Source organism: Pseudomonas sp. A-RE-19, from assembly GCF_019956555.1.
In the GTDB taxonomy this organism is placed as follows: Bacteria; Pseudomonadota; Gammaproteobacteria; order Pseudomonadales; family Pseudomonadaceae; genus Aquipseudomonas.
In genome coordinates this window covers 1-18,884 of the sequence record NZ_JAHBDQ010000005.1, presented here as the reverse complement: position 1 = coordinate 18,884, position 18,884 = coordinate 1, and the positions used below count along the sequence as shown (strand labels likewise).

Annotated in this window: 16 protein-coding genes and 5 pseudogenes; 16 read left to right on the top strand and 5 right to left on the bottom strand. The window is 58.9% G+C overall.

Annotated features, from left to right (window positions below; all coding sequences use genetic code 11):
* Positions 1-65 precede the first annotated feature (65 nt).
* On the top strand, positions 66-1,139 hold the full coding sequence (gene ada, locus KGB14_RS03940) for a bifunctional DNA-binding transcriptional regulator/O6-methylguanine-DNA methyltransferase Ada (protein ID WP_223484183.1): 1,074 nt from the start codon (positions 66-68) through the stop codon (positions 1,137-1,139).
* Here ada and KGB14_RS03935 read toward each other — a convergent pair.
* Both KGB14_RS03935 and KGB14_RS03930 read right to left on the bottom strand, forming a co-directional pair.
* Positions 1,103-1,591, bottom strand: coding sequence for a GyrI-like domain-containing protein (locus KGB14_RS03935; RefSeq protein ID WP_223484182.1), 489 nt, complete (start codon positions 1,589-1,591; stop codon positions 1,103-1,105). The genes ada and KGB14_RS03935 overlap by 37 nt on opposite strands.
* Before the next feature lie 53 nt (positions 1,592-1,644).
* The gene (locus KGB14_RS03930) at positions 1,645-2,628 is read right to left on the bottom strand and encodes an MDR family oxidoreductase (RefSeq protein WP_223484181.1); all 984 of its coding nucleotides are present in this window, start codon (positions 2,626-2,628) and stop codon (positions 1,645-1,647) included.
* 178 nt (positions 2,629-2,806) lie between these two features.
* On the opposite strand from KGB14_RS03930, the gene KGB14_RS03925 reads away from it, so the two are divergent.
* The 8 genes and pseudogenes from KGB14_RS03925 to KGB14_RS03890 all read left to right on the top strand — a co-directional run bounded on the left by KGB14_RS03925 (position 2,807) and on the right by KGB14_RS03890 (position 8,651).
* Positions 2,807-3,868, top strand: a complete 1,062-nt coding sequence (locus KGB14_RS03925) for an NAD(P)H-dependent flavin oxidoreductase (RefSeq protein WP_223484180.1) — start codon at positions 2,807-2,809, stop codon at positions 3,866-3,868.
* Positions 3,869-4,091: 223 nt separating this feature from the next.
* Positions 4,092-4,850: a molybdate ABC transporter substrate-binding protein gene (gene modA / locus KGB14_RS03920; RefSeq protein ID WP_223484179.1), complete on the top strand. Its 759-nt coding sequence runs from the start codon at positions 4,092-4,094 to the stop codon at positions 4,848-4,850.
* Positions 4,851-5,531, top strand: coding sequence for a molybdate ABC transporter permease subunit (gene modB / locus KGB14_RS03915; protein WP_223484178.1), 681 nt, complete (start codon positions 4,851-4,853; stop codon positions 5,529-5,531). It abuts the gene before it with no gap.
* 3 nt (positions 5,532-5,534) lie between these two features.
* Positions 5,535-6,614: a molybdenum ABC transporter ATP-binding protein gene (modC, locus tag KGB14_RS03910; protein WP_223484177.1), complete on the top strand. Its 1,080-nt coding sequence runs from the start codon at positions 5,535-5,537 to the stop codon at positions 6,612-6,614.
* 358 nt (positions 6,615-6,972) lie between these two features.
* On the top strand, positions 6,973-7,233 hold the full coding sequence (locus KGB14_RS03905; protein WP_223484176.1) for a hypothetical protein: 261 nt from the start codon (positions 6,973-6,975) through the stop codon (positions 7,231-7,233).
* Positions 7,234-7,365: 132 nt separating this feature from the next.
* Entirely contained in the window at positions 7,366-7,596 is a 231-nt protein-coding gene (locus KGB14_RS03900) for a hypothetical protein (RefSeq protein ID WP_223484175.1), read from the top strand.
* 304 nt (positions 7,597-7,900) lie between these two features.
* Positions 7,901-8,185 (top strand): hypothetical protein, encoded by a 285-nt coding sequence (locus KGB14_RS03895; RefSeq protein ID WP_223484174.1) that lies wholly within the window; start codon positions 7,901-7,903, stop codon positions 8,183-8,185.
* A gap of 40 nt (positions 8,186-8,225) precedes the next feature.
* Positions 8,226-8,651, top strand: a pseudogene (locus KGB14_RS03890) (hypothetical protein).
* A 111-nt stretch (positions 8,652-8,762) separates the two neighbouring features.
* Here KGB14_RS03890 and KGB14_RS03885 read toward each other — a convergent pair.
* On the bottom strand, positions 8,763-10,262 hold the full coding sequence (locus KGB14_RS03885; protein ID WP_223484173.1) for a PLP-dependent aminotransferase family protein: 1,500 nt from the start codon (positions 10,260-10,262) through the stop codon (positions 8,763-8,765).
* 133 nt (positions 10,263-10,395) lie between these two features.
* Between KGB14_RS03885 and serC the strand changes: the two genes are divergently transcribed.
* The 6 genes and pseudogenes from serC to KGB14_RS03855 all read left to right on the top strand — a co-directional run bounded on the left by serC (position 10,396) and on the right by KGB14_RS03855 (position 16,047).
* Positions 10,396-11,478 carry a 3-phosphoserine/phosphohydroxythreonine transaminase gene (serC, locus tag KGB14_RS03880; RefSeq protein ID WP_223484172.1) on the top strand — a complete coding sequence of 361 codons (1,083 nt, stop codon included), beginning with the start codon at positions 10,396-10,398 and terminating at the stop codon, positions 11,476-11,478.
* A 147-nt stretch (positions 11,479-11,625) separates the two neighbouring features.
* Complete coding sequence (locus tag KGB14_RS03875; RefSeq protein ID WP_223484171.1) at positions 11,626-12,876, top strand: benzoate/H(+) symporter BenE family transporter; 1,251 nt, start codon at positions 11,626-11,628, stop codon at positions 12,874-12,876.
* Positions 12,876-13,694 (top strand): YggS family pyridoxal phosphate-dependent enzyme, encoded by an 819-nt coding sequence (locus KGB14_RS03870; RefSeq protein ID WP_223484170.1) that lies wholly within the window; start codon positions 12,876-12,878, stop codon positions 13,692-13,694. The genes KGB14_RS03875 and KGB14_RS03870 overlap by 1 nt, the downstream gene beginning before the upstream one ends.
* Positions 13,695-13,748: 54 nt before the next feature.
* Positions 13,749-13,961, top strand: a pseudogene (locus KGB14_RS28625) (aminotransferase class III-fold pyridoxal phosphate-dependent enzyme); the annotation flags it as partial.
* A 164-nt stretch (positions 13,962-14,125) separates the two neighbouring features.
* Entirely contained in the window at positions 14,126-15,391 is a 1,266-nt protein-coding gene (gene glyA, locus KGB14_RS03860; protein ID WP_223484169.1) for a serine hydroxymethyltransferase, read from the top strand.
* A gap of 58 nt (positions 15,392-15,449) precedes the next feature.
* Positions 15,450-16,047 (top strand): annotated as a pseudogene (locus KGB14_RS03855) (LysE family translocator).
* A gap of 211 nt (positions 16,048-16,258) precedes the next feature.
* Here the strand turns inward: KGB14_RS03855 and KGB14_RS03850 are convergent.
* Positions 16,259-16,693, bottom strand: a pseudogene (locus KGB14_RS03850) (dihydrodipicolinate synthase family protein); the annotation flags it as partial.
* A gap of 1,045 nt (positions 16,694-17,738) precedes the next feature.
* Here KGB14_RS03850 and KGB14_RS03845 point away from each other — a divergent pair.
* The gene (locus KGB14_RS03845; protein ID WP_223484168.1) at positions 17,739-18,647 is read left to right on the top strand and encodes a hypothetical protein; all 909 of its coding nucleotides are present in this window, start codon (positions 17,739-17,741) and stop codon (positions 18,645-18,647) included.
* Between the two features lie 136 nt (positions 18,648-18,783).
* Here the strand turns inward: KGB14_RS03845 and KGB14_RS03840 are convergent.
* Positions 18,784-18,884, bottom strand: a pseudogene (locus tag KGB14_RS03840) (ATP-binding protein); the annotation flags it as partial.

Sequence of the window (18,884 nt, the reverse complement as noted above, 5' to 3'; positions counted from 1 at the left end):
ACCCGGAGTGTGGCGTCTCTGCCGGCTGGTTAATCTGCATGAAACGGGTCAACGGACATGAAGCCATGACAACTCATTCGACAAAAATCGCCATCGAAAACGATCCACGCTGGGCCGCCGTGGTCGCGCGCGATCCCCGCGCCGACGGGCAGTTTGTGTATGCGGTGAAAACCACCGGCATCTACTGCCGCCCCAGCAGCCTGGCACGCTTGCCGAAGCCGCAGAACGTCGAATTTTTTGACACGGCCGAGCAAGCTCAGGCGGCGGGTTATCGCCCCAGCAAACGAGCCGCGAAAGATCAAAGCGATATCGCCGCACAACACGCCGCGACCGTCGCCGCCGCGTGCCGCCAAATCGAATCCGCCGAGTCCTTGCCAGCGTTGAATGAACTCGCAGACGCTGCCGGCCTGAGCAGTTTCCACTTCCATCGGGTTTTCAAGACCATCACCGGCCTGACGCCCAAGGGCTATGCCACGGCCCATCGCTCACGCAAGGTTCGCGAGCGTCTGGCGGATGGTGGCACGGTCACCGACGCGCTGTATGACGCCGGATTCAACTCCAACAGCCGCTTCTATGAGGCCGCGGATCAACTACTGGGCATGAAACCCGGCGACTATCGCGCGGCCGGGCAGAACAACGACATTCGTTTTGCAGTCGGCCAGTGTTCCCTCGGAGCCATTCTGGTGGCACAAAGCGAACGCGGCGTCTGTGCGATTCTGCTGGGGGACGACCCGCATCAATTGGTCTGTGATCTGCAGGACAAGTTTCGACGCGCCAACCTGATTGGCGCCGATCATGAGTTCGAGCAGTTGATCGCCAAAGTGGTGGGTTTTATCGAAGCCCCGGCGCTTGGCCTGGACTTGCCGCTGGATGTACGCGGCACGGCGTTTCAGGAGCGGGTGTGGCAAGCCCTGCGGGAGATTCCCGCCGGCAGCACCGCCAGTTATGCCGATATTGCTCAGCGCATCGGTGCACCGAAAGCCGTGCGCGCCGTGGCCCAGGCCTGTGGCGCGAACAGCCTGGCGGTGGCAATCCCTTGCCATCGCGTGGTGCGCAGCGACGGTAACCTGTCGGGTTATCGCTGGGGCGTGGAGCGCAAGCGTCAGTTGCTGGAGCGTGAAAACGCGGTCGAGTCCTGAATGCCGATATAGACCGCCACGGACTCCGGGCCGGTATAGACCTCGAAGTCCGTGGCGAACTTGCGGCGAACCTGCGGGTTGTCCTCGAAGTAGGCCCAGATCAGGCCCCACGTCTGAATAACGCTGTCGGGCATCGGTCCTTTGGCGCTGAACACCAGGTAATCACCGCCCTCAACCTGAATCTGCGCAAAGCGCTCGGACGGCGCGGTGACCGCCGCACCCGCGGTCACATCAAAGTGGCCCGAAGCGTCGGACTCGTAGTTGGAATAGACGCCGTACATAAAGGAATCCGGCTGTTTGTGGGCTATCTTGTCGAAAACATCCTCAACGAAGAATTGCTCCCACATAGGGCCGATACGCGCGGTATCGGGCTGCTGCTCTGCGGCATTGAGGGTTCGCACCTGCAAACCCGAGACGCTGAACGGCAGCACTTCACGCAGTTTTACATCCATTGCTGATATTTCCTTCTCTCTACAATTTGTGTGTTTGATGGGTGCCGAGACGATCAACGATTGACGTCAACCACCACCCGACCACGTAATTGGCCGGCGAGCAAGAGCGGCGCAGCGTCGATGGCTTCGCTCAAGCCGATTTCGTGGCTGATCAGCGGCAGCAAGGCGAAATCCAGATGCTCGGCCAGGCGATTCCAGGCCAGTATCCGCTTGGCTTTGGGCTGGGTCACGCTGTTGATGCCGGCCAGGGTGACACCGCGCAAAATGAATGGCGCAACGGAGGCCGGAAAATCCATGCCCTGGGCCAGCCCGCATGCAGCGACGGTGCCGTTGGCGCGGGTGCTGGCACAGGCGTTGGCCAGTGTGTGACTGCCAACCGAGTCGATCACCGCCGCCCAACGCTCCTTGGCCAACGGTTTGCCCGGCTCGGACAACGCGGCGCGATCGATGATTTCGCTGGCGCCCAATTGCTTGAGGTAGTCGTGTTCGGAGGTGCGGCCGGTGGAGGCCACCACGCGATAACCGAGTTTGCTCAGCAGCGCGATGGCGAAACTGCCTACACCGCCATTGGCACCCGTCACCAGCACTTCGCCCTGCTCGGGTTTCACGCCATTGTGCTCCAGCGCCAGGATGCTCAGCATCGCCGTGTAACCGGCCGTACCGATGGCCATCGCTTGCGCGGCGGTGAATGCTTTGGGCAGCGGGATCAGCCAGTCGCCATTCAGGCGAGCTTTTTGCGCCAGTCCGCCCCAATGTCCTTCACCCACACCCCAGCCATTGAGCAGGACTTGATCACCGACCTTGTAGTCCGGATGACTGCTGACTTCGACAGTGCCCGCCAGATCGATCCCCGGCACCATCGGGAATTTGCGCACCACCGGACTGCTGCCGGTGATCGCCAGGCCATCCTTGAAGTTCAGCGTGCTGTACGCCACGCGCACCGTCACATCGCCTTCAGGCAACTGATCGTCATTGATCTCTTGCAGGGTGGCCCGGTAACCGCTGTCGTCTTTGTCGATCAAAATACCTTTGAACATCACTGCCTCCCGATGGAATCGCTCAGTTGTCGTGCTGTTGAAATAACACATGGGAACACATCGCCGTAGCCGACTTTAAGCCAATCTTCAAAACTCGGCTGGCCTTGCGCCAATCATTACTGATACAAATTCTGTTCTATCGTCCCTGCCCTGTTTCGACGCCCGGAGAACACCGCACATGAGCCAATGGCCAGACACCCGCATTCTTGACCTGCTCGGGATCGAACTGCCGATCATCCAGGCTCCTATGGCCGGCGCGACGAATTCGGCCATGGTGATTGCGGCAAGCAATGCCGGTGGCCTGGGTTCGATGCCTGCCGCGATGCTGAGCATCGAGCAATTGCGCGAAGAACTGAAGACGATTCGCCAACACACTCAGCGCCCGTTCAACGTCAACTTTTTCTGCCACCAGCCTCCACTGCCCGATGAGCAACGCGCCCGGGACTGGAAGAATTTGCTGGAACCGTACTACCGGGAACTGGGCGTCGATTTCGACGCACCAACGCCGGTGTCCAACCGCGCACCGTTCGATAATGCCACCTGCGAAGTGGTCGAGGAGTTTCGTCCCGAAGTGGTGAGTTTCCACTTCGGCCTGCCGGAAAAGACCCTGCTGGATCGGGTAAAAGCCACCGGGGCGAAAATTCTCTCCTCGGCGACGACAGTCGAAGAAGCCATCTGGCTGGAGCAGCATGGTTGCGATGCAATCATCGCCATGGGCTATGAGGCCGGCGGTCATCGGGGGATGTTCCTCAGTGATGACCTGAGCAGCCAGGTGGGGACCTTTGCCCTCGTGCCGCAGATCGTCGATGCGGTGAAGGTGCCGGTGATTGCGGCGGGGGGGATTGGTGATGCACGGGGTGTCGCGGCGGCTTTCCTGCTGGGCGCCTCGGCAGCTCAGGTGGGCACGGCTTATTTGTTCACGCCGGAGGCCAAGGTCAGCGCTTCTCACCACAAGGCATTGCGCACGGCGAAGGAAAGCGAGACGGCGGTCACCAACATTTTCACCGGGCGCCCGGCACGCGGGATTCTCAATCGGGTGATGCGTGAACTGGGACCGATGAGCGCCAAAGCACCGGCCTTCCCCCTGGCGGGCGGTGCGTTGATGCCGCTGCGGGCCAAAGGGGAAGCGGATTTCAGTAACCTTTGGGCCGGACAGGCATTCACCCTGGGCATTGAACTGACCACGGCAGAGCTGACACGGCGTTTGGCGGATGAGGCGCTGATCAAACTGACTCACTAGGCACAAAACCTGTGGGAGCGGGCTTGCTCGCGAAGGCGGTGTATCAGGCGGCATCAACGTTGACTGTACCGTCGTCTTCGCGAGCAAGCCCGCTCCCACAGGTTCCGCACTTAGCAGCATTCAGTGCCAACCATGCTCCCTATATCCAGCAAGTTCCGTTTACAGGCAATTCGCTATATATTCCGCTATATAGCGTTTCACTCGCCTGCCATGGAGCCGCTTCATGATCATTCGTGCCTCACGATTTGCCCCCGCGTGCCTGTTCACTGTGTTCGCTTTCGGGTCCGCACAGGCGGACGAAGTCCAGGTCGCCGTCGCCGCTAACTTCACCGCGCCGATCCAGGCCATCGCGGCCGATTTCGAGAAAGACACCGGGCATAAACTGGTGGCCGCGTACGGCGCAACCGGCCAGTTCTACACGCAGATCAAGAACGGCGCACCCTTTGAAGTGTTCCTCTCGGCAGACGACACCACCCCACAAAAACTTGAAGCCGAAGGCGATACGGTCAAAGGCTCGCGCTTCACCTACGCCATCGGCACCCTGGCGTTGTGGTCGGCCAAGGACGGTTACGTCGACGCCAAGGGCAAGGTGTTGAGCGACAACCAGTATCAACACCTGTCCATCGCCAACCCGAAAGCCGCCCCGTATGGCCTGGCCGCTACTCAGGTACTGGCCAGGCAGGGCCTGACCGACAAGGTCAAAGACAAACTCGTTGAAGGTCAGAACATTACCCAAGCCTACCAATTCGTCTCCACCGGCAATGCCGAAATCGGTTTTGTGGCCTTGTCGCAAATCTACAAAGACGGCAAAGTCACCAGCGGTTCGGCGTGGATCGTTCCGGCCGAGATGCACGACCCCATCAAACAAGACGCGGTGATTCTCACCAAGGGCAAGGACAACCCGGCCGCCAAGGCGCTGGTCGACTACCTCAAAGGTCCGAAAGCCGCCGCTGTGATCAAATCCTACGGTTACCAACTCTAAATGACGCTATCGAGTGCCGATTATTCCGCCATCTGGCTGACCCTGAAACTGGCGTCCCTGACCACGGTCATCCTGCTGATCATTGGCACTCCGATTGCGTTATGGCTGTCGCGTACCCGTTCCTGGTTGCGCGGCCCGGTCGGGGCGATCGTCGCCCTGCCCCTGGTGCTGCCACCCACGGTGATTGGCTTTTACTTGTTGCTGGCGCTCGGTCCGAATGGATGGCTCGGCCAGTTCACTCAGTCGCTGGGCCTCGGCACCCTGACCTTCAGTTTTGCGGGGCTGGTGATCGGCTCGGTGCTGTACTCGATGCCGTTTGTGGTGCAGCCGCTGCAAAATGCTTTTTCCGCCATTGGCATTCGCCCGCTGGAAGTGGCTGCGACCTTGCGCGCCAATCCCTGGGACACGTTCTTCAGCGTGATCGTGCCGCTGGCCCGCCCCGGTTTCATCACCGCGGCCATTCTCGGTTTCGCCCATACCGTCGGCGAGTTCGGCGTGGTGCTGATGATCGGCGGCAACATTCCCGACAAGACCCGCGTGGTCTCGGTGCAGATCTACGATCACGTCGAAGCCATGGAATATGCCCAGGCTCATTGGCTGGCCGGGGTGATGCTGGTGTTCTCCTTTGCGGTGTTGCTGGCGCTCTACTCCAGCCGTAAAACCAAAACGGGCTGGGGTTGACCAATGATTCATACGCGCTTGAAACTGAATTATTCGGGATTCTCCCTGGATCTGGACCTGCAACTGCCCGGCCGCGGAGTGACGGCGCTGTACGGTCATTCCGGCTCGGGCAAGACCACCTGCCTGCGCTGCATTGCCGGCCTGGAACAGGCCGAGCAGGGTTTTATTCAAGTCAACGATGAAGTCTGGCAAGACAGCGACAAGCGGATTTTCCTCCCGCCGCATAAACGCGCCTTGGGTTACGTTTTCCAGGAAGCCAGTCTGTTTGCGCATTTGTCGGTGCGGGCCAACCTTGAGTTCGGCCTCAAGCGCATTCCTCGCCAACAGCGGCGGGTCGACATGGCCCATGCCACCGAGCTGCTGGGGATTGGCCATTTGCTCGACCGTGATCCACACAATCTTTCAGGTGGCGAGCGTCAGCGGATCGGCATCGCTCGCGCCCTGCTTACCAGCCCGAAGCTATTGCTGATGGACGAACCGCTGGCGGCACTCGATACCCAGCGCAAAAACGAAATCCTGCCGTACCTGCAACGGCTGCACGATGAGCTGGACATCCCCGTGCTGTACGTCAGCCATTCTCAGGATGAAGTGGCGCGGCTCGCCGACCACCTCGTCCTGCTCAGCAACGGCAAGGCCCTGGCCAGCGGCCCCATTGGCGAAACCCTGGCCCGACTCGATCTGCCACTGGCGCTGGGCGACGACGCCGGCGTGGTGATCGAAGGGCACGTCCGCGCCTATGACGCCGACTACCAATTGTTGACCTTGCAGCTGCCCGACACGGACCTGAGCATTCGAGTCGCCCATTCGCCGATGGCTGAAGGCCAGGCACTGCGCTGCAAGGTCCAGGCGCGGGATGTCAGCCTGAGCCTGCAAGGCGTCGAGCAAAGCAGCATCCTCAATCGCTTGCCGGTCACGGTGATCAGTGAAATCGGCGCCGATAACGCCGCCCACGTGCTGATCCGCCTGAACGCGGCCGGTACACCGCTGTTGGCGCGGATCACTCGCTATTCCCGGGATCAGTTAGGCGTGTACCCCGGCCAGCAACTCTGGGCGCAGATCAAGGCGGTGGCGGTGCTGGCCTGAATCTGTCGGCACCCCGGCAACAGTGCGCGGTCAATGGCTTAACGCCCCATGATTCGTCGCCCAGGATTGCCCGCCATGCCAGATACCGCGTTACCCGAGGTTCTGCGGCCCGACCTGCCAAGCGCTGCCTGGAAATCCCCGGGCAAAACCACCCGGCGGTCGTCGATGGATTTATGCAGGGGGCTTTGGCCCAATTGCCTCGATCGAGGGGACGTAAAAGGCTCAGGGCCGAATAAGTCGCGCTGGCTGTCCTTCTGGAAGCTTATCGAGACGACTGAAACATCGTGAGCAGTCTTCCAGCGTGCGCTTAACCGACGAACTGACCTGTCTGTTTTTTGCATGATCGCAAGGGGCTTCTATGCTTGATCTGAATACGAATAGCTTCGGTGACGCCATGGAAGACATTTTCGTTGTGAAACCTTGCAACAAGATCATTATTCATGGCCGTCGGGCCGGAGAAACCGGTCACCCACCCCCTGACGCTGCCATCTGGTATCGCATTACCGATACCCGTACGCGCGGCTTCATCGGTGACGGCTTCGATCTTGAAGAGGATGCCGAGCGCGAGTGTCGCAGGCTTAACGCGGCCAGCTCGTCGCTGCCGTCCCAACTGGCCTGAAGCCGACCTCTTTTACTGACCGGGTCTATACTTGAAGGAGCTGAAGGATCAGCGACCCATCGGCAGAAAGCTCGCTCCCCCGCGGGCTTTTTGTTGCCCTTTACCCGATTTCTTTGAACGGAGGTGTTTGTCATGTCCGAGAAAGAGTCCATCACCACCCTGCTCACCCTGCTTGACTCCCGTCAGGCGCGCCTTGCCGCTGCGTGCAAGGAAATCGCCGATTGGGTCGATCATCAAGGGGGGCATCCGACAGCCCTCAGGATTCGCGATCGTCTGAACGACATCGAGAAAGACACGCCGCAGATTCGCAGCGCGCTGTCTGCACTCAAACCTGTCGAGCCGCCGCTGCCTCGGTTCAAATGAGTCGACCCAGGTACTCGAGCCAGGGATTGAGCCTGATTCTGGACACCTGAACGGTGACATCATCGTCACCAGGCTCTTGCCTGCCTGCCATGTGCTACACCCCAACCCGGCCAGGTTTGCCGGGCTTTTTTTTGTTCGCCTATTTCACACCGCCTTCACAACTGCTCTCCTACAGTGGACCCACTCCTTTCAAGAAGTCCCCTGGCCCGCCCGCATGCGGGCCTTTTTTTTGCCTGCTGCACTGCGAACGAACGCCCTCGCCCGCCGGATGTCGAACGTTTACACATCAGGAAGGAGATGTCTCATGGTCACTCACTTCAAAGTCGGCGGGCACCTGGCCTGCGGGCATAAAGGCAGCAACCTGACTTCAAGCCAAATACTGACCCGCGTGAAATGCAGAAGCTGCCGCAATACCGATGCGTTCAAAGAAGCACGCAAAGCCGAGCGCAATGCCGCACGCCGAGCCGCACGCAAGGCAAAAGTCGCCCACACCGTCAGTGACTGGCGCGCAGCCTGGACCCAACGGTTGATCGAAATGCCCGGCTTGCAAAGATTGCCGCGTGGTTTTACTGGTCAGCCATTTGTGTAGCTGACGCCTTGATCCCCCACACGGGACTACAGGAGAGGAAATGAACAGACTACTTCTGCTTCTGATCGTCAGCCTCTGCCCCATGTGGGTGATGGCGCAAGGGTGCGACGTCAAAACCCGATCCTAAAGCCCTTCAGTTCCCGTGATCGAAACACACAGCTGCTATGAGTACGAAGGCATGCCAGTGGACGCCATCGATTGGTCCTGCAGCAACGAGAGCAAGGAGATGCTGACCAACACCAAGAAAAAAGTCGAACAATGCACCGATCGCTATCGGGCCACTTGCCTGGGCACGTTGACGCCAGAAGCACTGGCCAACCCCCAGTCCATCAGCAAGGACAAGAACAGCAAGCCGCTGAACATCCCCGACAACGCCCAGATCATCACTTATTACTACAGCGTCGAGAACCTGCCGCAAGCCAGGATCGATTGCGAAACCGGTGGTGGGAAATGGACGGAGAAGTAGCGAACGGTTGTGCAACGAGATCTCTCTAGCCACCTACCGGTGTCTGGTTCTGAAACAGGTGTAAACCTATTTCAGGACCAGACACCGGGCTACTGGCTGCCAGACATTGCCCTACCGGGTTTTCAGTGCCGTGGCCAGGCGCAGCATGGCCGCTTCGATTTCGTAAGCGGTCAAAGACGAGTAACCCAATAGCCAGCCTTGTTTCTTCTCCTCGCTGGCGTACAACCGGCTCAGGCCGGAAAGCTGTACGCCCGCGCTGGCCGCTTGGCGGATGGTTTTTTCCTCAGACCAGCCATCGTGCAGCAGGCAGGGAATTTGTAGTCCGCCGGGAGGACGCAAGGCGGTAACGATGCCGTCCAAATGCTTGCCGATCGCTTCAAGCATGACGGAACGGCGCCCGGCATACAGCTTGCGCATGGCCCGGACATGGGCGTTGTAATGGCCGTCCTCCATGAAGCGCGCCAGGGTCAGTTGCAGGATTTGTGGCGTGTGGCCGTCCATCATGCTGCGCGCGTAGGTGAAGGCTTTGATCAACTCGTGGGGCAGTACCATGTAGCCCATTCGCAACCCAGGGTAGAGGGTCTTGCTGAAGGTGCCGATGTAGAGCGTACGCTGGTACTTGTCCAGGCCCTGTACACAGGCGGTCGGCTGCCCGTCGTAGTGAAACTCGCTGTCGTAGTCATCTTCGATGACCCACTTGCCCTTCTGCGCTGCCCAGTTGATCAACTCAAGACGACGCTCCAGCGGCAAGGTCGCGCCGGTGGGGTATTGATGAGACGGCGTGACATAGACGCAATTGGCGCCGCTGCGGTCGGCGTACAGCAGGTCGGTGCGTATGCCCAGTTCATCGACATCGATGGGCAAGACCTTGGTCTCGGCGGTTTCAAAGGCTTTCTTGGCGCCATAGTAACCCGGGTTTTCCAGCAGAATCGGTTTGCCGGCGTCCACCAGCAACTGCGCACACAGAAAGAGGGCTTGGCGAGTGCTGCTCAGCACCATGATCTGGTCGGGAGAGCATTTGGCCCCGCGCTCGAGGTTCAAGTAGGTGGCGATGGCCTTGCGCAACGGCTCGGCTCCTTGCGGGTCGCCATGCAACAGCACATTGGCGCGATAGTCCTTCATGACCCGACGTTGCAGGCGCTCCCATACATCGGTGGGGAACGTGCGGGTTTCCGGCAGGCCGGTCGCAAACGCCTTGATCACCTGCTGATCGTTCACGCCGCCACTGTCGAAGATCATCCGCCCGCGCTGGCTCAAGCCCGCCCCCGGTGCCGCCTGGCTGCTTTTGACCTCTTGCGCCTTGATGCGGCGGCGTGCCGCACCGCGCAATTCGGTGCCCACCGTTTCGCAGACATAACTGCCGGCCCCCTCGCGTCGCACGATAAAACCGTCCCGGTGCAGTTGCACATAGGCGTTCTCCACGGTGTCGCGGGCGATCCCGAGTGACTTGGCCAGGACCCGGGTCGCGGGCAGCTTCAAACCGGGGTCAAGGGCGCCATCGAGGATTAATGCACGCAGTGCGCGCTGAATCCGTTGGTGCAGATCCAGCAACTGAAACTCAGCATCGTTGAGGCGCATTTTCAGCGTTTCCAGCTCGAACGCTTTCGCCATGTGGTCTGCCTTACTTTAATAAATTGGCCTGCAAAGGCAGGCCAGTCTATCCGTAGAATTCACTCCTCACCACTGCCTTTGTGCGTGGTGAGCACGCGAGTTGCGAGCGATTTTGCACAGAGGTTACTCAGCTATGGCCAGGTCACACAACTTCAGCGCAGGCCCGACGGCGTTGCCGATGGAAGTACTTACCCAGGCGCACGAGGAGTTTTTTGACTTCGCAGGCACGGGCATGTCAGTGATGGAGATCAGCCATCGCTGCGAAGTATTCATGGAGGTTGCCTACCAGACCGAACGCGACCTGCGGGACATTCTGCAGGTACCCAGCGCGTACAAGGTGCTCTTCCTGCAAGGAGGCGCCTCGCTGCAGTTTGCCCAGGTGCCGATGAACCTGTTGGGCAATAAACGCACGGCCGATTATCTGCATACCGGCCTCTGGTCAGGCAAAGCCATTGAGGCCGCCCGGCGCTACTGCGACGTTCGCATCGTCGCCAGCGGCAAAGAGTCTGGCTTTGATCGCATCCCCGTCGTCTCGGACTGGGACCTCAACCCGAACGCCGCCTACCTGCACTACACCGAGAACGAAACCGTACACGGCGTGCAATTCGTCGACGCGCCTGATGGTTTGGCGCCTTTGGTGTGCGACGCCTGTTCAAGTCTGCTTTCCAAGCCGATTGACGTGGCCAAACATGGCCTTGTGTATGCCGCCGCGCAAAAGAACATGGGAGTGGCCGGGCTGACAGTGGTCATCGTTGACTCGGCGTTGCTGGATACCGCGCAGGCGTTCACCCCCGACATACTCAACTACGCGCGCATCACCGACGCTCAGTCGATGCTCAACACCCCGGCAACCTTTCCTTGGTACCTCACCGGCCTGACGCTCAAATGGATTAAACGCAGCGGCGGCCTCGAAGCCCTTCACCGGCTTAACCAGGCCAAGGCCGCGTTGCTGTATCGCACCCTCGACGACAGTGACGGGTTTTACCGCAACAGCGTGCAACTGCCGTTTCGTTCGATCAATAACGTGCCATTCGTGCTCGCCGATGCGGCGCTGGAAAAGACTTTTGTGCAACTGGCCGAACAGGCCGGGTTCAACGGGCTGAAGGGGCACGCCTCGGTCGGCGGGCTACGAGCCAGCCTCTATAACGCGGTCACGCTGCAGGCGGTCGAGGCATTGACCGACTTCATGAAGAATTTTGCCCGCGTATATGGCTGAGGCAGGTATCGCTTTTCAGTCACAGAAAGCGGCCTGGTAAGTGGTCTGGCCTTCTACGAGAAAGTGTAAGGGCAAAACATGCCATTTCAGCGCTATAAATCCCCTCACCCGGGGCAAACACCTCATTTTGCAAGGAGCAAAGCAATCATGTCTTCTTCAGCATCCCCATCGCCCTTGCGTTTACGCGATCTTCTGCATCCGATTGTCGCCGGGCTGATTTCAGTCATCGTCAACTATGGCGGCACATTCATCCTGGTTTTTCAGGCCGCCAAAGTGGCCGGGCTCAGCCCCGAGATGACGGCGTCATGGGTATGGTCGGTGTCGATTGGCGTGGGTATTACCGGGCTGTTTCTCAGTTGGGTGAGCCGTGAGCCGATCATTACCGCCTGGTCGACACCCGCCGCGGCTTTTTTGGTCGTCGCGTTGTCCACCACGCCCTACGCCGAGGCGGTGGGTGCGTACATCATTTCAGCCGCCGCCTTCGTGCTGCTGGGTTTGTCCGGTTGCTTCGAAAAAGTCATCCGTCTGATTCCGCCGGGTGTGGCTGCGGGCCTGCTGGCCGGCATCTTGTTGCAGTTCGGTATCGGCGCATTTGGTGGCATGAGTCTTGACCCAATGTTGGTCGGGTTGCTGATTGCCATTTACGTTGTGCTCAAGCGTTTTACCGCCCGCTATGCGGTGGTGGGCATTCTGGTGCTGGGGCTGGCGTTTCTTCTGACGCAGGGCCGTGTGGATCTTTCGGGGTTGGCGCTGCAATTCGCGGCACCGGTATTCACCCGACCTGAGTTTTCGATCAATGCGCTGCTCAGCGTGGCGCTGCCGCTGTTCCTGATCACCCTCACCGGCCAGTACATGCCGGGCATGCTGGTGCTGCGCAACGATGGCTTCAGCACCAGCGCTAATCCTATCCTGACTGTCACAGGGCTGGGCTCCTTGCTAATGGCGCCCTTCGGTTCTCACGCCTTCAATATCGCGGCCATCACGGCGGCCATCTGCACCGGCAAAGAAGCCTCGGAGGATCCGTCCAAGCGCTGGATCGCCGGTGTTGCCGCGGGACTGTTCTACATTCTCGTAGGGATTTTCGGGGTGACCCTCGCAGCAGTGTTCATGGCGTTACCGGCCACCTTCATTACGACGCTGGCCGGGCTGGCCCTGCTCGGCACAATCGGCGCCAGCCTGGCCAGCGCCATGGCTGACGTCAAAACCCGCGAAGCCTCGCTGATCACCTTTCTGGCGTCCGCCGCGAACATCACCTTGCTGGGGATTGGTGGGGCGTTCTGGGGGTTGCTGATCGGTCTGGCGGCCTACGCCTTACTCAATGGCCGCTTACCGCGTCGCGAGACGGTGGTCATTCCGGCTGCCGACGCTGTTGTGACGACCAAAGGAGCCACCCACTGATGCTCGATCAATTGGAAGAAACCGTCACCCTGCACGAGCGTCATGGCCGTTACCCACAGGCCACCAGCGTCGAGGATTTTCGCCGCAACCTGGCAGCCGTGCAGCAGCGAATCGCCAATGCCTGTCAGCGGGTCGGACGTGATCCGGCGAGTGTGCGCCTGCTGCCGGTCAGCAAAACCTTTGACGAAGCTCATCTGCGTCTGGCCTACGCCGCTGGCTGCCGTCTACTCGGTGAGAACAAGGTGCAGGAAGCGCAGCGCAAATGGCAGGCCATGACCGACCTGGCCGACCTGCAATGGTCGGTTATCGGCCACCTGCAAACCAACAAGGCCAAGCAGGTGGCGCGTTTTGCCAGTGAGTTTCAGGCGCTGGACAGCTTGCGAGTGGCCGAGACCCTGGATCGTCGCCTGCACATCGAGGGGCGCCAGCTGGATGTGTTCGTTCAGGTCAATACCTCCGGCGAAGCCAGCAAATACGGCTTGGCGCCCGAAGCCGTCGCGGACTTTTTGAATGCCCTGCCGGCGTTCCCGGCGTTACGGGTGCGTGGGTTGATGACACTGGCGCTGTTTTCGGCCGACGTGGTCCGTATCCGTCCTTGCTTTGTACGGCTGCGCGAACTGCGCGAGCGCTTACGCCAGCACGCCCCGGCGGGCGTCGGGCTGGAGGAATTGTCTATGGGCATGTCCGGTGATTTCGAAGTCGCCATTGAAGAGGGGGCCACCGTGGTGCGTGTCGGTCAGGCCATCTTCGGTGCACGTGCCATGCCGGATGCCTACTACTGGCCGACCGCGGATGTTCGTCCGGGAAGTGATGATTAGTCGCCACTGACAACACCCCAACATCTTGATTCACCCTTTACAGGAAGTCAGGCGATGCCCTCTGCACTCTCGTACCTCATGCACACCTATGCCCGCCAGCCGGTCTCCTTCATTCGAGGCCAAGGAGCATCTCTGTGGGACAAACACGGGGTCGAATACCTGGATGCAATCGCCGGTGTGGCGGTGACCAGCCTTGGGCATGCCAACCCCGAAATTGCCGCTGCCATTGCCGAGCAAGCGACCCAGTTACTGCACACCACCAACATGGCGCTGGACGAACAACGCCTACTGATAACGGTTACTCGCGGCACCACCCTCCGACTGCTGCCGCCGTTGATCTGTGAGGACTCGCAGATCGACGACATCGCAGCGCGTGTTACTCGGCTCTTCTCTTAAACCGGCTTACTTTCTCAACCAAGGACCCCTCCATCATGTACGACTCAACGCTGACCCTTAAAGCATTCGACGCCGAGCTGTATGAGGCGATTCATAACGAAGAACATCGTCAGGAAGACCACGTCGAACTGATCGCTTCCGAAAATTACGCCAGCCCTCTGGTGATGAAAATCCAGAGCACCGTGCTCACCAATAAATACGCCGAAGGCTATCCAGGCAAGCGCTACTACAGTGGCTGTGAGTATGTCGATGTGGCCGAGCGCCTAGCCATCGAACGGGTCAAGGCCCTGTTCAACTGCGACTACGCCAACGTGCAGCCGCATGCGGGTGCCCAGGCGAACGCCGCGGTATTCCTGGCATTGATCAGTCCCGGCGACACGGTGATGGGCATGAACCTGGCCCAAGGTGGCCACCTGACCCACGGTAACCCTTCAAACTTCTCGGGCCGTCATTACAAGATTGTCCCTTATGGCCTTGACCCGAAGACGGGTTTTCTCGACTACGACGAGATGGAGCGCATCGCCCTGGAAACTCGACCGAAGATGCTGATCGGTGGTTTTTCTGCCTACTCCCGGCACAAAGACTGGGCGCGCATGCGGGCCATTGCCGAAAAGGTCGGGGCTATTTTCTGGGTCGACATGGCCCACGTTGCAGGCCTGGTCGCTGCCGGCGAATACCCGGACCCATTGCCGCACGCCCACGTGGTCACCAGCACCACTCACAAGACCCTGCGGGGCCCACGGGGTGGCTTGATTTTGTCCAAGGGGCAAGACGAAGCGTTCTACAAAAAGCTCGACTCTGCGGTATTCCCGGGTGTCCAGGGCGGCCCACTGATGCACCAGATCGCCGCCAAGGCCATCGCCTTCAAGGAAGCACTGGCGCCCGAGTTCAAAACCTATCAGGCGCAGGTAGTGATCAACGCGCGGGCCATGGCGGCCGTGCTGCAACGGAGGGGTTACAAGATCGTCTCCGGTGGCACCGATAACCACATGATGCTGATCGACCTGTCCAACAGGCCTTACACCGGCAAGGAAGCCGATGCGGCCCTGAGCAACGCCTACATCACCGCCAACAAAAACTCGGTGCCCAACGACCCGCGCTCACCGTTCGTAACTTCTGGGTTGCGCATCGGTACCCCAGCCATCACCACCCGAGGTTTCGGCGAGTCCGAATGCGAACAGCTGGCGGGCTGGTTGTGCGACGTACTGGACGCCCTGGAAAACGGTCACAGCGAGAAGGTCGGGCACCACGTGCGCGAACAGGTGGTGGCGCTCTGCCGCCGTCATCCTGTCTATCGTTAATTCTTTTACCCCGAGCTATCGCCATCGAGCTAAGCTCCAGAGGACAAAGGGATGCCCCATGATTCCCATTCAAGACTTAATCATGTTCGTTGCCGCCGCGCTGCTCATGGTACTCACGCCTGGGCCGCAGGGCTGGCATCACCTCTTTGCTGGGGGTGGTGGCGGGTTTCTTCGTGCATCTGTTTGCCGCTGCCGCAGGTTTGACGGCAGTGTTCCTCGCCGTACCAATGGCTTATGAAGTGCTTAAATGGACCGGTGCGCTGTACCTGGGGTGGCTCGCCTGGCAAGCGCTCAAACCTGGGGCCCGCTCGCCGTTCGAGGCCCAGCAACTGCCAGCGGACTCGTCGAAGAAACTGATCCTGATGGGTTTTCTCACCAGCGCCCTGAACCCGAAAATCGCGGTGTTCTACCTGTCAGTGTTTCCGCAGTTCATCAACCCCGAGCACGGCTCAGTGTTTACCCAGAGTATCGTCCTCGGCCTGACCCAGATCAGCGTAAGCTTTTCGGTCAACCTGCTGATCGCGCTGTTCGCCTCCGGGATAGCCGCGTGGTTCGTCCACAACCCATTGTGGCTGACGGTGCAGCGCAACTTTATGGAGTTTGTGCTGGCGGGGCTCGCGGTACGCTTAATGCTCGAACAGCGTCGTACCGCGTGATTTTTTGATCACCCCCATGATCCAAGTGCACACCATATCTCGGCTTTTCAATGTAGGCCAGATGACCTTGCCAGACGGATCCGGCGTATGGAGCCCCTTATGTTAAGGGGCTCTGACTGATCATGGTGGGCCACTTACTCTCAGCCACTTCGAAGCCATTCACGCCTTTGCAGAGGCTGAGCCGTGTGCGGGGAAACTCGCATAAGCAGTTTCCCCATAAGTGGACACCCCGTTTAACCACGCAAGGTGTGTTGGGCGGGCACTTACGGTGAAAGAGAGTGATGTAGTCCAGTAGTTCGTACTGGCGGTAGAAGAGAGTACGGGCCTCTTCCAAATCGCCATTCTGAACAGCATCCCAAAGTGCCAGGTTCAGCTCAGGTATCAGATTTGGAGCTGAGGTGCACCAGCCGATAGCGCCGGCAACGAGCACCTCAAGAGCAAGAGGATTGCAACCGTTAAAGATGGCAACTTTGCCGCCGGTAGCCTGGTAAAGACGGTGCATGCGCTGAATGTCACCGGTACTCTCTTTGACCATGGTGACACTCTTCACTTACCTCAAAATCCGCAGAATAAGGTCGACCGACAGGTCAGTGCCGCTGGTTCCCGGGTTGTTGTAAAGCATGATGGGGATGTTGATAGCCGAGCCAGTACATCCGAATGAGCAAAGGGATGAAAGTCACGCCCACAAAATGACCAGTGGCAGCGGATTGCGGAGCAGAGATTGGTTTTTGCGGAGCAAAGAAATAAGGGCTTGCATGAGATATGTCATGCAAGCCCTTGATATTCATGGTGCCGAAGCCGGAATCGAACATACCGTCTAAAGGCCGCTATTTTACTGGATTTATCTATCATCAATCTCAGTACGTATACCTAAACGTATACCTAAACCGGGAAGTACCCTTATCTTCTCCGCCTCCAGCCGGTCGCCTATCGTGCCGACGCCCTCCCCCCGTTTTGCCGTCGTCCGGTGACGCTTGTGATCATCATTACTCTCCCCGTATGGGATGGTGGTTAGGAATGCAAGTTTTGAAGATATGAAAAAATAGGGCGCGGGGCCGATACTGCGAACGCTAATACTTTTGACGCAGCACCTCCCAGCATTCCCCAAAATCGCCCAAGACGGCGATTTCCTAAAAAACTACGAATTAATGATTGAAACGGGCAGGGATCGGTCCTTCGGGCGAAGACTCCAGACTTTTGACCTCCCCCTACCCAATGGCTATATCGAGCAGCACCAACTGCCCTAGTTGCGTTGCCCGATGGCGAGATACGGATAAACAACCAATCAGGCACGCCCTGCCGTATACGACCCTGCGCCGAGTCACGAATTACCCGCAAGGGGTAGGGTCGATTACGATCCGTGGCCGGAGTCCGCTTTGATTATTGTCCGAGGACGGCCAGAAACAGCCAATAGAGCAACGTGCTCTGGAAGCCGCGAGCTGGCGCGCGTCATCGCCGTTTCCCAATCACAGCTAAGGACGTGAAGCTAAAGAAAGCGATGCAAACACGATAGTCATCCGGCTAGGGCTTTATGGAATCCTGCTATTTTCACCGTTCAGACTAAGCCCTCAACGGGGCAGCAACTCGGCTTGGGCTCAAGCTAAGTCGTAAACGCCCGCCGCCATTATCGAAAACGCTGGCGGCATCGCGTAGCCTAGGGCGCTCTCAAAAGCCAAAGGACGTTACGATTGATGGACGCAGCCCGCGACCGCTTCACCTTGGAAATCGTCGAAGCCGAGGACCTCAAGCTACTTGAATGCGTGGATACGTACGGCTACACCTGCCATGGACATGAATGCGGCATTCAAGTCTTTCCGCGCTCATACCGTTTAGAAAACCTTCTGCGAGCACACTTCTTCGCGAAGGCATCCCATACATCCAGCTGCGACGTAGTCGGTGAAGACGACCTTCGCTCACGGGGAAAGAAAGGCAGCGTCGCGAGGGAGCTAGAAACTGGCCCAGGGCTTTCGCCTTCTAGCCTACAATTGGTCGATACTCGGGCTATTGTTAACGGCCAGGTAATGCAAGACGGAACTCAGTCAAAAGGCGGCAGCCGCACAATAGCTTCCAGCGGCGAAACGCGACAAAGACCGGTCAGTCGGCGTCCCGCAAACAGCATCCGCCCGATTTGCAGAGCGTTTATGGAGTTTCCATATGACCGACATCTGCCACTGCATATTGATGGCATCCAAACCTCGACCTACCAGATGGTTTTCAAAAGGCTGCGCTCCGAGGGCATTGAGGTTTTGCCACGGCAACGTATCTTTTACGCCGAGTTAGCTTGGCAACAGGCCTATGAGGCAACAGAAGGACTGGTCGTTCCCCTCAACGCAGGGGAATGGCATGAAAAGCGACTGACGCCATACTGTATCGTCGTGCAAAGGACCCGATGGTCGCAGACAGCCCGAACACGGCTCGATAATGAGTTGGAAATCGCTCGCCGCGAGAATATGGCGGCGAAGAAGACGAAGGATGCTCGGCGCACTTACGCTTTCTTCATTGGCACGCAGAACCCAGAAAATCTATCGCACTTTGTCGTGAATGATCAGAGGTTGATCTGTACTGTTCACGGCAAGCTGATATTCCCAAAGCAGCAATGAACCAGAGCCAACCTAGAAGGGACCTCATCCAACCTGCCGCATGCATCACACGTTGGTGACACAAGATAGATGACTGCCCGCTTCCGGCCAATAGCAGACCTTCCAGATACCTCATTACCTTGGCGATTACTGGCCGTCAGAGACGGTGAATTTTAATCTGGAGCCCCTCCTGCTCCTCGGGTGTCCGAAAGTAGCTTGTGATCAAATCGAACTCAGCGTCGGTTGCTGCAAACTCAT